11 protein-coding genes are annotated in these 14,692 nt (G+C 60.7%); 8 read left to right on the top strand and 3 right to left on the bottom strand.

From position 1 onward, the window contains the following. Positions 1 to 8 precede the first annotated feature (8 nt). The 3 genes from ACQZ6F_RS06875 to ACQZ6F_RS06865 all read left to right on the top strand — a co-directional run bounded on the left by ACQZ6F_RS06875 (position 9) and on the right by ACQZ6F_RS06865 (position 2,900). On the top strand, positions 9 to 1,142 hold the full coding sequence (locus ACQZ6F_RS06875; protein ID WP_449092334.1) for a Gfo/Idh/MocA family protein: 1,134 nt from the start codon (positions 9 to 11) through the stop codon (positions 1,140 to 1,142). A gap of 70 nt (positions 1,143 to 1,212) precedes the next feature. Continuing rightward, the gene (gene mgrA, locus ACQZ6F_RS06870) at positions 1,213 to 2,244 is read left to right on the top strand and encodes an L-glyceraldehyde 3-phosphate reductase (protein ID WP_449092335.1); all 1,032 of its coding nucleotides are present in this window, start codon (positions 1,213 to 1,215) and stop codon (positions 2,242 to 2,244) included. A 326-nt stretch (positions 2,245 to 2,570) separates the two neighbouring features. Next, entirely contained in the window at positions 2,571 to 2,900 is a 330-nt protein-coding gene (locus ACQZ6F_RS06865) for an RcnB family protein (RefSeq protein ID WP_068387336.1), read from the top strand. Positions 2,901 to 3,029: 129 nt separating this feature from the next. On the opposite strand, the gene ACQZ6F_RS06860 is transcribed toward ACQZ6F_RS06865, so the two are convergent. Beyond that, positions 3,030 to 9,725, bottom strand: a complete 6,696-nt coding sequence (locus tag ACQZ6F_RS06860) for an apolipoprotein A-IV repeat region-like domain-containing protein (protein WP_449092336.1) — start codon at positions 9,723 to 9,725, stop codon at positions 3,030 to 3,032. Between the two features lie 493 nt (positions 9,726 to 10,218). Between ACQZ6F_RS06860 and ACQZ6F_RS06855 the strand changes: the two genes are divergently transcribed. Both ACQZ6F_RS06855 and ACQZ6F_RS06850 read left to right on the top strand, forming a co-directional pair. Continuing rightward, positions 10,219 to 10,587: an Hpt domain-containing protein gene (locus ACQZ6F_RS06855; protein WP_068387331.1), complete on the top strand. Its 369-nt coding sequence runs from the start codon at positions 10,219 to 10,221 to the stop codon at positions 10,585 to 10,587. A 147-nt stretch (positions 10,588 to 10,734) separates the two neighbouring features. Continuing rightward, entirely contained in the window at positions 10,735 to 11,055 is a 321-nt protein-coding gene (locus ACQZ6F_RS06850; RefSeq protein WP_068388012.1) for a 2Fe-2S iron-sulfur cluster-binding protein, read from the top strand. Positions 11,056 to 11,508: 453 nt separating this feature from the next. Here ACQZ6F_RS06850 and ACQZ6F_RS06845 read toward each other — a convergent pair whose 3' ends face one another. Beyond that, on the bottom strand, positions 11,509 to 12,132 hold the full coding sequence (locus tag ACQZ6F_RS06845; RefSeq protein WP_077472734.1) for a DUF922 domain-containing protein: 624 nt from the start codon (positions 12,130 to 12,132) through the stop codon (positions 11,509 to 11,511). Positions 12,133 to 12,224: 92 nt separating this feature from the next. Here ACQZ6F_RS06845 and folP point away from each other — a divergent pair, with 92 nt between their 5' ends. The 3 genes from folP to folK all read left to right on the top strand — a co-directional run bounded on the left by folP (position 12,225) and on the right by folK (position 14,038). Next, entirely contained in the window at positions 12,225 to 13,094 is an 870-nt protein-coding gene (folP, locus tag ACQZ6F_RS06840) for a dihydropteroate synthase (RefSeq protein WP_449092337.1), read from the top strand. Between the two features lie 61 nt (positions 13,095 to 13,155). Then, positions 13,156 to 13,527 carry a dihydroneopterin aldolase gene (folB, locus tag ACQZ6F_RS06835; RefSeq protein ID WP_068387327.1) on the top strand — a complete coding sequence of 124 codons (372 nt, stop codon included), beginning with the start codon at positions 13,156 to 13,158 and terminating at the stop codon, positions 13,525 to 13,527. Continuing rightward, positions 13,520 to 14,038, top strand: a complete 519-nt coding sequence (folK, locus tag ACQZ6F_RS06830) for a 2-amino-4-hydroxy-6-hydroxymethyldihydropteridine diphosphokinase (protein ID WP_449092411.1) — start codon at positions 13,520 to 13,522, stop codon at positions 14,036 to 14,038. Before folB ends, folK begins: the two co-directional genes overlap by 8 nt. Before the next feature lie 61 nt (positions 14,039 to 14,099). Here the strand turns inward: folK and ACQZ6F_RS06825 are convergent, their stop codons facing one another. Further along, a complete protein-coding gene (locus ACQZ6F_RS06825; protein ID WP_077472686.1) occupies positions 14,100 to 14,651 on the bottom strand; it encodes a hypothetical protein in 552 nt (183 codons plus the stop codon). Between the last annotated feature and the right edge of the window lie 41 nt (positions 14,652 to 14,692).

Genomic DNA, 14,692 nt, shown 5'->3' with positions numbered 1-14,692 from the left:
ACTTCCACATGGCTAAGGAACTTGGCGTCGGCATCATCGGATGCGGCAACATCTCAACGACCTACTTCTCGCTTTCACCGCTCTTCAAGGGCCTGAAGGTGTTGGCATGCGCAGATATCAACATGGATGCGGCGCGTGCGCGCGCCGAGGAATACAAGGTCAAGGCCCAGACCATCGACGAACTGCTCGCCAATGACGAGCTGGACGTTATCGTCAACTTGACCATTCCGGACGCGCATTTCCCGGTTTCCAAGCGTATTCTCGAAGCCGGAAAACATGCTTACTCCGAAAAGCCGCTGGTACTCACCCTGGAGCAGGGCGAGGAACTGCGGCGGATCGCCAAGGAAAAGGGGCTGGCCGTCGGCTGCGCTCCCGATACCTTCCTCGGCGGCGCGCATCAGCTTGCGCGTAAGTTCATCGATGACGGCGGTATCGGTCGCATCACCTCGGGCTCCTGCCATGTCATGAGCCCGGGCATGGAAATGTGGCATCCGAACCCGGACTTCTTCTTCCTGCCCGGCGGCGGCCCGATCCTCGACCTCGGTCCCTATTACATCGCCAACCTGATCAACCTAATCGGGCCAGTGAAGCGTGTTGGTGCCATGACGTCCATGGCATCGGAAACCCGCACCATCACCAGCCAGCCGCGCAATGGCGAGACCATCCCGGTGAAGACGCCGACGACGATCCAGGCACTGCTGGAGTTCGTCAGCGGCGCTAACATCACGCTCACCGCGAGCTGGGATGTCTGGTCGCACCGCCATGCCAATATGGAGCTCTACGGCACCGAGGGTTCGCTCTATGTGCCAGACCCGAACTTCTTCGGCGGTACCGTCGAGGCCAGCGGCCGCGACAAGGACATCAAGCCGCTTGAGAACTGGGCGCATCCTTTCGGCATCGCCAACCAGGAAAGCCCGAGCGGCGCTCGCGCCAACTACCGCACAGCCGGTCTTGCCGACATGGCAGCGTCACTGATCGAAGGTCGCGATGCGCGTTGCTCGCTCGACCGCACGCTGCACGGTGTTGACGTCATGACGTCGATCCTGAGATCGGGTGCAGAAAACCGCTTCATCGATCTGACCACCACCTGCACGCAGCCGGCGGCACTCGGCATCGAAGAGGCGCAAGCGCTCTTGAAGTAAGCGCAGGAAAAGCTAGTTTGCGCGCGGGTGAACAACCCGCGCGTTTTTTCATCTCGAAGGAATAATCATCATGGCTTGGCAACCGGCAACCGACCGCTATGCGAAAATGAAATACAACAGGGTCGGCCGTTCCGGCCTGAAGCTGCCGGCGGTTTCGCTGGGGCTTTGGCACAATTTCGGCGGTGATACCCCGCATGACCGCAAGATCGACATGTGCCGCACGGCGTTCGATCTCGGCATTACCCATTTCGATCTTGCCAACAATTACGGCCCGCCTCCCGGCAGCGCCGAGACCGCTTTCGGCGAGATCCTGCGCACCGAATTCGCCGGCCTGCGCGATGAGCTGATCATTTCGTCCAAGGCCGGCTACGACATGTGGCCGGGTCCCTACGGCGAGTGGGGCAGCCGCAAGTATCTGATCGCTTCCTGCGACCAGAGCCTGAAGCGCATGGGCCTCGACTATGTCGACATCTTCTATTCCCACCGCTTCGACCCGGATACGCCGCTGGAGGAAACCTGTGGCGCGCTCGATCATATCGTCCGTTCGGGCAGGGCGCTCTATGTCGGCATCTCCTCCTACAACTCGCAGCGCACGCGCGAGGCGGCGGCCATCCTCAGGGATCTCGGCACGCCGTGCCTGATCCATCAGCCGAGCTATTCCATGCTCAATCGCTGGGTCGAGGATGACGGCCTGGTCGATACGCTGGAAGATCTCGGCGTCGGGTCGATCGTCTTCTCGCCGCTTGCACAGGGCATGCTGACGACGAAGTATCTCGGTGGCATTCCGCAGGATAGCCGTGCCGCCCAGAACCACTTCCTGAAGCGCGACTTCATTCGTCCGTCGATCATCGAGAACATCCAGAAGCTCAACGAGATCGCTGAGAAGCGCGGCCAGACATTGGCGCAGATGGCGATCGCCTGGGTTCTGCGCGGTGGCCGGATCACTTCGGCGCTGATCGGCGCAAGCCGTTCCTCGCAGATCGTCGATTGCGTCAAGGCGCTCGACAATCTCGAATTCACGGCCGAAGAGCTGAAGGAGATCGATGTCTACGCCCGCGAGGCCGACGTCAATCTCTGGGCCAAATCAGCCGAGCGGGATTGATCATCCTGAAACGCCCGGAACCTGGTTCCGGGCGTTTTTGTTTGTCTGTGCTGGGGCCGCGCCGGCGCGGGTGCGCCGCAGGCGTTTGCCTGACGAAAATATCCGGCTTGCGAAGGAAATGTGCCGAGGTTACCGTCGGCGCTTGCGGAAAGCGGAAGTATCCGGGCATGGCCGACGCTGGGCCTGGTAGCGCTACCTACAGCGATATTCGAGAATATCCACACAAGATCAGCGTTTTCATTACAGAATTGTAACCCAACCGTCAGATTCGCTTCATGTCCGTGAGGATAAGTTCGCGCGCAAATTCTGAATCGAGGAAACAACCAATGAAAAGACTCTTCACCGTCCTTCTGGCGGCGTCCATCCTGGCGATGCCGTTGGCTGCGGAAGCTCAAGTCAAGCAAGCGCCGCCTGCCAACAAGCCAGCCGCGGTTGAGAAGGATGTGGTGAAGAAGAGGGTGGTTGTCCGCAAGGGCGGCTGGGTCAAGGGTCGTCGTCTGTCGGCTTCCGATCGCCGCCGCGCCACCGAGATCGATTTTCGCGCCAACCATCTGACGGCGCCGCCGCGCGGCTATCATTGGGTTCGCATCAACGGCAGCATCCTTCTCGTGGGCATCACCAGCGGCCTGATTTCCAAGGTGCATGAGGCTCGCTAGCTTCGACATGATATCGGGATGAGAAATGGCGGCCCTCGAGGCCGCCTTTTTTATCGCGCTCATTGCTATCGGCTTGAATCAAAATCCCCGGCTTGAGACCGGGGATTGAGCATTCGTCTTTTGTCTATCTCAGCTCAGGCGGCCAGCCGCGTGGGCCAGCATGGTGTAGACCTTGCCGGTATCCGAGGTCAGATAGGATTGCGTGACGGTGCGGTCGCGATCGGTGCGGGCAACGTCGGCAAGCAGCTTTTCGAAATCGGCGATGTAGCGATCGACCGCGGTGCGGAATTCCGGCTCGCGATCATACTTGCGCTTGATCTCGTCGAATGTCTGTTGGCCCTTGAGCGTATAGAGGCGGCGGGTGAAGACATCGCGCTCGCCGCGCTGGTAGCGGCGCCACAGATCGACCGAGGCGTCGTGATCGATAGCGCGGGCGATATCGACCGAGAGCGAGTTCAGAGATTCCACGACATGGCGCGGATTGCGGGCGACGGGAGCGGGTGCCGCTTCCGTCTGTGCACGTGGCGCAGCCTGGCGAGCGGGCGGCAGGTCGGCATTCTCGTCACGCGAGGCGCCGCGCAGGAGGTCGCTGATCCAACCGCCGCCGGCCGTTTCCTGACGGGCCGGAGCAGGCGTCTCTAACGGGCGCTGCGGCTGCACGGCCGGGCGTTCGGCGGGAATGGAGCCGCGCAAGCCAAGGGATTCGATCGAAGGCTGCTGTGGCTGTGGTGCCGGCTGCTGCACGCTCTGCTGGGGAGCAGGAGCGGGCTGCTGAGGCGCAGGCTGTTGCGGCCTGGGAGCGGGAGCGGCGGCTACAGTCTGAGCAGGTGCCGCCGGCTGCGGGCGCTGGGCCGGCTGCGGATTTGCCAATGCACGGGCCGAGGGTTCGGAGATTTCCAGCTGCTGCGTCGAGCGGCCGACAATCTGCGAGATGTCCTGCAGGGCCTTGATCTGTTCGGCGACGGCGCGGCGCATGGCGGCGGCGCTTTCCTTGGCTTCTTCCGGAAGATCGAAGGCACCGCGCTTCAACTCGCTGCGGGTCATGTCGAGTTCCCTGCGGATATCCCCGGCCGAACGGCGGATCTCGTCGGTTGCCCCGGCAAAACGAACCACGGCATCGTCGACGGCGACGCGCAAGGTCTCGCGAAGCTGTTCGGCAGCGCCATCGGAGGTCTTTCCGGCTTCCGCGAACATCTGCTCGACTTCGGACAGCGAAGCCGTGAGGCCGCCGCGCAGACGGTTGGTCAGATCGTTGGAGCGACGCTCGGCGCTGGCAAAGGTGCTTTCCACGGCCTGGCTTGCTTCCTCGCCGGCCTTCTGAAGTGTGCCGCGCATGCCTTCCGCGGCATCCTCGGCGCGTTTCTCCACTTCGGAGAGAACACGACCGATATCCGCGAACGAAGACTGCACGCCCTGGCGCAGATTGCCGGTGACCTGGTTGGAGCGCTGTTCGGCGCGGTCGAAGGCGGTCTCGACCATGGTGCCGAGGGCGCGCATGGTGTTTTCGATTTCTTCCGAGCGTTGAACGAGGCCGACCGCCAGGTTCTGCAGGGCAGTTTCGCGCTCTTCCAGTGTCGACACCAGGTTCGACTGGGCAGCACCCAGAAGCGCGGAAGCCTGCGTCAGCACCTTGGAGTGATCGTCGAAGCGGCCGACGATGCTGCCGACCTGCGACAGGGTCTGGCCGGTGATTTCCGAGAGCTTGTCGACCTTGCCTTCGAGGAGGCGGCTGGAGGCCGAAACCATTTCGCCGGCCTTGGCGGCGGAGTCTGCAAAACGGACAGAGGTCGCGGTGAGACGATCATCGACGCTTGCATATTCGGCTGCAGCGTTGCTGAGCAGGCCGGTGATCGCCGAGTTGTTTTCGGCCAAGCGGGCGATGATGCCGTTGACGCTTGCCAGCAGGTTGTTTTCGAGCGCGCTGACGGTGGTGACCGCATGTTCGGTGCGCGATGCGATGGCATTGATCAGGGCGGCGTTTTCGGCGCGCAGGCGCTCCGTGCTTTCCTGGGCGGCGGCCGAGATGAGGGCTGCGGCTTCCTGACCCGTTGCAGCATAGCGGTCGACAATCGGGCGGGCCTTCTCGTCGATCAGGCGCGACAGTTCCGTCGAGCGTCCGGCCAGCATCGAGTTCAGTTCGCGGGTGCGCTCGTCGAGCGAGGTGCGGATCGATGCGCCGCGCGCTTCCAGTGCCTTGTCGACATCTGTCAGCGTGGCATCGATTTCGCGGGCACGGTCTTCCAGCGCGGCGCGGATGGCGGTGCCGCGCTCTTCAAGTGCCTTCTCAACCTGGGACATGGTGGAGGCGATTTGCTCGCTGCCACCGGCAAGCGTGTTGCGGATGGCGGCACCACGGGCTTCCAGCGATTGCTCGGCCGATGACAGGGCCTGCGAGATCGTGTTGACCTGGTTGCTGACGAGGCCTTCGGCTTCGGCAACCTTGTTGACGATTGCATTGCCTGCTTCAGAGAAGGTCTGGGCGACGGCTGCCGCCTGGCTCGCCAAGCGGCTCTGCGTTTCAGAGACGCGGCTGACGAGGTCGTCGGAACGCTCGGTCATGGCGCGTGTGAACGCATCGCTGTGGCTGCCGAGATTATCGGCGAACTGCTGGCCAGTGCTGGCAAGCAGGTCGGCCGTGCGCGTTGCCTCGCCGTCCATGCCCTGGGCGGCATCGGCAACGGCGGTGCGCAGCGTTGTCGCGAGATTGGCGGCCTTGCCTTCGATCGTGCGGTTGACGGCTTCGAGGCCGACATTGAGCGCGCGATCCATGGTTGACAGGCGTTCCTCGATGCGAGCAGCGGCTTCGCTGCCGCTATGATCGATCTGAGCAGCACCCGTTGCCAAGGTCTCGGACAGGCGATTGCCTGCCGCATCGACCTGGGCGGTAACGCCGGTCACACCTTCGTGGATGCGGCTCTCGAGAGCAGACAGGCTGGCTTCGACGCGCGAACCAGTGTCGGCGAAACGGCTGGTCATGCCGTCGATCGACTGGTTGAGGTTGGACGAGAAGCTTTCTGCCGAGCGTGCGATATCGCCTGCTGCCTGCTGAATGCGGCCGGCAACGTCGCCGGCACCGCTGCTGAGGCGTTCTTCCAATACTCTTGCGCTTGCGTCGATGGTCTGGCGCAGCGAAGCCTCACGGTCTTCGAGCGACATTTCGAGCATGCTGGCGCTAGTGGCAATCGACGTCCCGATGTTGGTCGTCTGCTCCATCAGCGTATTGTCGATCTGAGCGTGCGCATCACGCAGCGTCAGGCTGATGGCGTTGCTGCGGTCTTCCAGCGTCGAGCGCATGCGCTCGTAAGCAGAGGCCAGGTTCTGATCCATCTGAGACAGGCCCGTGCCGAGCGTATCTTCGAGTTGGCGTGTCGTGCTGCCAAGTGCATTCTCGACCCTGTCCGTGCCGCTGTTGAGCAATCCCGACAGAGATTCCGTATGGGCTGCAAGCGAGCGATCAAGGCGATCCTGATTTTCGGTGTAGGCGGCGCGAATGGCATCCGCCTTGTCGCCGAAGGCGCCAGCCACGCGGGATTCCGCGCCGGAGACGCTGTCGAGCAGGGCGTTGGCACGCGATTCCAGGGCGCCTTCAAAGCGGCTCTGGTTCTCGGCAAGTGAGATTGCAAAGGCCATGCTTTTGTCGTCGAGCGTGTTGGTCAGCGCGTCATGGCCGCTTGCCACGGTGTGAGCGATGGCCTGGGCGCTGTTCGTCAGGGTTTCCTCGAGCTTCGCCTGGTTCTCGGAGAGAGCGATTGCCAGTGCCATCGTTCTGTCGTCGAGGCTGTTGACGATCTTGTCATGAGTGCCGGCGACCGTATTGGAGAGTGCATCCAGGCGGCTGGAAAGAGCGTCTTCAAGGCGAGACTGGGTGTCGGAAAGCGAAATGGCCAGGGCCATGGCCTTGTCATCCAGCGCATCGCCAATGGCGGCGTGATTGCCGGCGAATGCGTTGGTGATGGCTTCCGCACGGTTGGCCAGCGTTGCTTCGAGACGAGATTGACCGTTCGTCAGAACGTCGGAAAGTGCTCTTGTCTTGCCTTCCAGCGTATCGGCGACGCGCTCGGCGTGACCGGAAACCGTGTCTTCCAGGCGGGACTGGCTTTCTGAGAGAGCTATGGCAAGCGCCATTGTCCGGTCGTCAAGCGCGTCAGCCAGAGCGGCATGATTGCCGGCAAAAGCCTTGATGATCTCTTCGGCGCGATTGGAGAGTGTTTCCTCAAGGCGGGTTTGTCCGCTGGTCAAGGCAGCCGCCAGTGCGCCGGTCTTGCCGTCAAGCGTATCTGCAACGCGCTCAGCATGACCTGCGACGGTTTCTTCCAGTCGCGCCTGGCTTTCGGAAAGGGCGATGGCAAGCGCCATGGTCCGGTCGTCGAGCGCATTAGTGACGGTTTCGGCGTGACCTGACACGGTGCTTTCCAGGCGTGCATGACCCTCGGCGAGGGCGCGGGCAAGTGCCTTGGTCTTTTCATCCATGGTGCCGGCGACCTGCTCGGCATGTCCGGAGACGGTATCTTCCAGTCGCGACTGGCTTTCGGAGAGAGCAATGGCAAGGGCCATCGTCTTGTCGTCGAGCGTATCGGCGAGTTTGCCATGCGTCTCGGCAATGGCGCCGGTGATGGCGTCGGCGCGGCTTGATAGCGTGTTTTCGAGACGAAGCTGGTTTTCCGCAAGCGAGATAGCCAGCATCGACGTGCGCTCGTCGAGCGCGGCAGTCAAATGCTCGTGCGAACCGCTGACGGCGCTGACGATGCGTTCCGAGCGTTCGGCCAGTGTCTGTTCGAAGCGCGACTGATTGTCGGCAAGAGCACCGAATAGGGCCGTGCTGCGAGACGCCATGACGGCGTCGATGCGCTCATGGGCGGAACCCAGGGCCTGAGTGATCTCGCTGGTACGAGACGAGAGCGTGTTGTTTATCTCGCTGGCGCGGCCGGTGAAAGCCGTGGTGAGTTCTTCCGTGCCGCTCTGCAGGGCAGCGGAGACATCCCGTGTCACGCCCTGGACTGCATTGGTAAAGGTGCTTGCGTGGGTGGTCAGCGCAGCGTTCAGTTCGCCCGTACCCGAGGTGAGGGCGGAAGAGATGCCGCTGGTGGCATTCTGCAGCGCAGAGGTGATCTCGCCAGCCCTGGAGCCGATGGCGCTTTCCAGTACTTCCTGGCCGGTGGCCAGAGTGGTCGCGAGTGCGAATGACTGGTCGGTGAGAGAAGACCCGAGACGTTCGATGCTGGAGGTCAGAATGCCTTCGATAGCTTCCGAGTTGCTGCCCAGGGATTGATTGATCCGCGCAAGGCTTTCCGAAAGCTTGCTGTCGAGCGTGCCGGCACGCTTGTCGAAGGCAGAGGTGAATTCCGAGACATGCTCGTCGAAGGTCGTCGAAAGCTGCGCGATCGTCGACTGGAAACGCTCCTCGAAGAAGCCGGAACGAAGGTCGATGTCCATCATGGTGTCATCGGCGGTCGATTGCAGGCTCTGTCGGAAGCTGGCACCCTTTTCGTCAAGAGACGTATTGAGCTTGGCCAGCACAGTATCCAGCGTGCCGGTGATCGAGCGTTCGCCGCCTGTGAGGCTCTCGCTGATTTCCCTGGTGCGGGCGACCAGCGTTTCGTTGAGCTGGCGGGCGCGCTCGTTGAGGGCGTTGTTCAGCTTTTCCGTATTCGCATCCAGCGTCGAGGCGCGGGTTTCAAATTGGCCGAGCAGTTCCTTGCCGCGTTCGCCAAGCGTCGACGAAAGGGCGTCCAGACGTGAATCGAACTCGTGGCTGAGGGCGAGGCCCGAAGCGTTGAGGTTCTGCAGCAGGCTGTCGGTCTTGGCTGCGAGCAGGGTTCCGAGCGCCTGAACGGCGGAATCGGATTTTTCCATCAGCGCTGCAGCGCGCGTATCGATCATCGAGGCAAAGGCTTCGCCCGATGTAGACAGGCGTACGGCGATCTCTTCAGTCGCCAGCGACAGATCTTCCTTGATCTGGTCGTGGACGCCGGAGATGGAGGAGCGAATCCGCTCGGCGTGATTGACGATCGCATCGCGCTCGGTGCCGAGTTCGTGGACGAGGCCGCGCACGCGCAATTCGTTGTCGGCATAGCTGCGCTCGAGCGCGTTGACTTCGGAATGGACGAGGGTTTCCAGCTCGGTGGCGCGCGCAATCGTGCGCTCGATGCCCTCATTCATGGCCGAGACTTCACGACGCACTGCCTGACCGACGGTCATGATGCGATCCGAGGCGACGGTTTCAGGCTCGACGAGGCGCAGCGCCACTTCCGCCATGGAGCGGGCGGCGTTGCGCATGTCGTGCGCCCGCGAGATCATCATGCCGAATGCGTAGAACATGAGGACGGGTATGACGATCCCGACAATGCAGGCGATGACGCCGGGAAGGGCGACAAGATCGGCTACGGATTGGATGTTTCGGATCTGCGCGCCATAAAGCAGGAAGGCGAGGCCGGCACCGCCGATGATCCAGAATAGCGAAAAGATCGTGGCATTGCGAACCGCATGGCTCTGAGAGCCGCTATCCAAAGCCTTCAGGAGGCTGGCGGGGCTCGCCCGGTTGCCGTCGTTTGCTGCGGCAAGGTTTGGGCTTTTCGGTGCCTCGGCGGGGCGGGGCGTTGCGGCAGGGGCGGCCGCGCTTCGTGCGCTGCCAGCCTGGCGGGCTGCATCGTCCTTGGTCTGCTTCATCGGCTGTTTCGGCGGTTCAGACACTTTTCGCTCCGGGACATCAGGCGTGGGACCGCTGCGAGACTCCAAGTTCTCGTCACTGAAATCGATCTGCAAAGCTTCGTCCAATGCCTGAAAGGCCTTGTCCTCGACCGACTCGATGTACTTTTTGTTCGCCATGCGGTTACGCCTCGTTACAACTCACTCGGGCTTGCCGTGTCGTTTCCGGAAATTCCGCCGTATCCAGAAAAGACGAACCCTGCCTCCCGTGGGGTCCTCCGTCTTCGATAAATATCGAGGCTGGATTTCCCATTACATTTCAGAGTGGATAACTGGTTTTTCAAACGGATGTTATGAAAACATTACCATCATCCACTTCCTGGGCAAAGGCATGCGCCATAAACCCAATCTAGCCGTATCGTAGTGACACATTCCCCCAGTCATGACAATTAATTCCACTGTAAAGTCAGTGGATCGTTAAGATGCGATTAACCTTCCTGGCGTGTTCAAGCGCATGAAAATCCAATATTCTGGGCATGTTTAACGCGCGTTAACCATGTCGTGAGTTTTACGCCCTCAATGTGCCAAAATTTAACTCGATGGCCATGCCAAGACCGCAACTATGCGGCAGGTCGCTAAAACAGTCACAGGTTAAGGACGGGAGCGTTGGCACATGGCAGCACTGAATATTGCATTTGAATCTCCGGATAATTCACGCGGGCCGACCCCATCAAGGGAGCGGGCGATCGATCTCGTCCATCTCGCAAAGCAGACCATGGGCGACAAGGCTCTCGAAGTCGAGGTGCTGCAGATGTTTGCCCGGCAGGCCCGGTCCTGTCTGCAGGAGATCGGCAGCGGCGATGCCAACCGCATCCATGCGGCATCCCACAAGCTGAAGGGCGCAGCAAGCGCAGTCGGCGCCTTTCGTGTCGCGGACGCGGCGGGCGCTCTGGAAAACGATGGTAGCGACGCGACCCATATGGCGGCCGTCACCACATGCGTCATCGAGGCAGAGAACTTCATTCTGAAGCTGTCGCGCTGAGCTGATCCTTTCGAAAGCCTGCAAATGCATCGTTGCGCCGCCAAGCGGGAAATCCGTTTCGGCGGCGCAAATGTTGACTGCCCCAGCGAATTGTTGGAAGTAAAATTCCGGATCGTCCTTTACTCACGAATTTCGGAATTCATCTAAATGACCCAATTGACCATCGTCGCCTTTGACGGCACCCGTTTTGACCTCAATGTCGACGACGGCTCCACCGTAATGGAAAACGCCGTACGCAACTCCGTTCCGGGCATTGAGGCGGAATGCGGCGGAGCATGCGCCTGTGCCACCTGTCATGTCTATGTCGACGACGAATGGACAGAGAGGGTCGGTAGTCCGCAGGCGATGGAAGAAGACATGCTGGACTTCGCGTTCGATGTCCGCCCCACGTCGCGGCTCTCCTGTCAGATCAAGATGACGAGCACTCTTGACGGGCTCGTTGTCCATGTTCCGGAACGTCAGGCTTAAAAACGCTCGGGTTCACGCGGCTTTGGCTGCGTAATCCGGGCTGTTAATTCTACCTGAAACTCTCCGTCCGCCCCAAAAAGATGCCCCGCTCAGCTAGTGCAGCGAGCGAGGCGAGGCGGGCGCATCACCGACAGGCAAGGGAGGAAACGCCTGCGGCTTCAAGACGCGCCAGGAGAACACTTAGCGCATGCTTTGGAAAACAAACCCCGACTGCGCCGAAGAGCGAACAAACCCGCCAGCGCAGGCACTCAAAATCGACCATTTCGAGATATCGTCCGGTATTTTCGAATCATCCGGTTCACTTATCTCTGTGATTAATAAGAAAAACCTATTTCAGATTCTCGTAAAGTTCAAAGAGCGACATGACCGGACGATTCACAGAAATAGTGGCTCTTTTCCCACAATTCGTGACATTTCGATGGTCTTTTGGGTGAATGAGCGCCCCGGGGCGCTCTACTGTCGGCTGTTTCCGCGGCTGCGATAGTACAGCAATCTCTGTATGCGGTTCTGGAAGTTGATGGCCTCGATGCGATCGAATCGCGCCTGATCGGCATCGTGGCGCTCGGTTTCGCGTGCCGTCACGTCATTCGCCTTGTCCTGAAGCGCGTCGCAATTGCTGGCCGAAGGCAAAGAGAGGATCAGCCGCTCCATCTGCCGGGCGTGCTGGCGGGCGATCTCGACGTGGCGATCCTCATGGCGGCGGATGTCGGCAGCCAGAGTATCCCATATCATGGAGAGCTGCTTGCTTGCACGGCGCCGGTCGCGCCAGCGAGGCAGGATGATTTCGGTGTCGACCGTGACCTTGGCGCCGGAAATATAGCAGCGGCCACTTGCTTCGCTGTAGGTCGCGTTGCCGCCGAAGCGAATTCGCGTCGCGCCCGGGTGATGGCTGCTGGAACCCATCGCAAGCGGTCCTTGATGGTTCAATGCGGCATCAAGCTCGTCGGCGCTGCTGCCCTTGATGTCGAAATAGGAAACGGTTTTGCGGGTGATCACCTCGGCATGGGCGATTTCAGTCATGCAGAGCGTGAGCAACAAGGCGCATGAAATACTGATCTTATGGGATGCAAGCGGCATTCGTGACGCAACCATGTTGAACTTCGGCGAACCTTGCGGCATAGGCACTGTGAGCGCAATATCGAGCGCAAGGTTTTTTCATTTTCAATGGGATGGGACGGTTCGTGACGGAGCTTCGCAGCCATAGCTGGCATGTCGCGCATGGCCGCAGCATCGAGGTCGGCAAACAGAGCGTCATCATGGCTATCGTCAACGTGACGCCGGATTCATTCTCGGATGGCGGCCACTACGAGGCTGTTGATGCCGCGGTTGAACATGCGCTTGCCTGTATCGCTGACGGTGCTGCCATTGTCGATATCGGTGGAGAATCGACGAAGCCGGGCGCCGATGCCGTCAGCGCCAGCCAGGAGCAGGGGCGGGTGCTGCCCGTCATCGAGGCATTGCGAAGCAGGACCGATGCGCTGATCTCGGTGGATACCTATCGGGCTGATACGGCGCGGCTGGCAATCGGAGCCGGCGCGCATATCGTCAACGATGTCTTCGGCCTGCAACGCGAGCCGGATATAGCTGGTGTGGCGGCGCAGACGGGAGCGGGGCTTTGCATCATGCATACCGGTCGCGACAGGCAGAAACTGCCCGATGTGATCGACGATCAGATCCTGTTCCTCAGCCGCTCGCTCGACATTGCCGCGGCGGCTGACGTCAGCAGGCAAAATGTCGTGCTCGATCCCGGTTTCGGCTTCGCCAAGGAGAATGCCGAAGAGAATCTGGAATTGATGGCGCGTTTCAATGCGCTGCTTCGGTTCGACTTGCCGCTGCTGGTGGGCACCTCGCGCAAGCGATTTGTCGGCACCATCACGGGGCGTGAAGCCGCCGATCGCGATGTCGGCACGGCTGCGACCAGCACAATCTTGCGTTTGCAGGGAGCAGCCCTATTCCGCGTACACAATGTCGCAATCAACAGGGATGCGTTGGCCGTTGCGGATGCTATTCTCAGGACGCGCGCGAGACTTAAAGCATGATCCCTGAACCAAGGGAGCGGTTTTCGAACGCCGTTGTGCCTGTTCGAAACGGAGGGACGCCATGAGCGCTGTGACATACACCATTACTCTGCAGAATTGCGCTTTCTTTGCCCGCCATGGCGTGCATGACGAGGAGGAGTTCCTCGGGCAGCGCTTCTTTGTCGATGCGGAGCTCGATGTGGAGGCCGGCGACGCGCTGGAGCGCGATTCGATCGGCGATACCGTCAATTACGGCATCGCATTCACCGTTATCGAGGAGATCGTCACCGGTCGCCGGCGATATCTGATCGAGGCGCTGGCACTCGATGTAGCCAAGGAATTGTGCAAGCGCTTTCCGGGTATCCGCCGCGCGAAGATCACGGTGCGCAAGCCGAATGCGCCGGTTCCGGGTGTTCTCGATTACGTACAGGTGAGTGTTGAGCATTTTGCCTGAAAACGGAGCCGTGCGGGCGACGCTTGGTCTTGGCGGCAACCTGGACAATCCCGTCCACGCAATGGCGCTTGCCTTGCGCACCCTCGACGGGCGGGATGATTGCCGGGTGGTTTCGGTTTCGCGGCTCTACCGCACACCGCCCTGGGGCAAGACGGATCAGTCTCTATTCTATAATTCCTGTGCCGCAGTCGACACGACGCTGGCGCCGGAGGCGTTGCTTGACGTCTGTCTTGATATAGAGCGTGACATGAAACGGATTCGGCTGGAACGTTGGGGACCGCGGACGATCGACATCGATATCCTGACCTATGGCGACCTGGACCAGGCGGAGCCACTGCTGACCATCCCGCATCCGCGGATGACCGAGCGCGGTTTCGTGCTGATGCCGCTTGATGATTTCGCGGGCGATCTTTTGGTGAAGGGCCGCACAATCAAGAACTGGCTGCGGGACGTCGATATCGAAGGGATTGAGGTTGCGGATCAGAGTCGGGATTGGTGGCGATCTGCCTGATATCAAATGAAAAAGGCCGGCAGAATGTGCCGGCCTGTAGCGATATGCTTAATGTCTGGAACTACTGGATCGATCCGACGGCCATCTGATCGATGTCGGCACGCTTCAGCGTCACACCGATGACAGGCACCATCTGCTCGCCGACCTTTACCGAAATCGTAACGTTCATCGACTTGTTGTCGGAAACGCGGGCGATCATGGCGCCATTCAACTTCTGGCGGATCAGGCCGAGAACGACGGTGCCGTCATTGACCGTGCCGGAGGTGATGTCCAGGCCCTTGCCGGCTGCGCCGTCCAGGAATTTTCCGCTATAGGAGCCGCCGCTCTGGGTGATCTCAGCCGACATCGGCTGCTGGAAGACGCCAACGCGGCAGGTGCCGTCGAGCTTGACACCCGCATTGTTGCCGTCGAGTGGCTTGCCGGTAAGGCTGCAGCTGAACTTCGTGCCCTTGTACTTGCCGGCGACAATCTCGCCTGGACCGCTCCATGAGCCGGCGACAGACTGGAAGAAGGCCTTGTCGCGGGGGGCCGCGTCGGCCGATTGCACCCAAGTACCGGTAGAGAGGGTCGCGGCGGCGAGGCCGCTTACAAGAAGAAATTGACGCGAAAACATGGACATTCCTTAGCGAGGCGGAACCGTAAAATTAGTTCCCA

This window comes from Rhizobium sp. A22-96, assembly GCF_053521805.1.
This window is presented reverse-complemented; position numbering and strand designations above follow the sequence as displayed.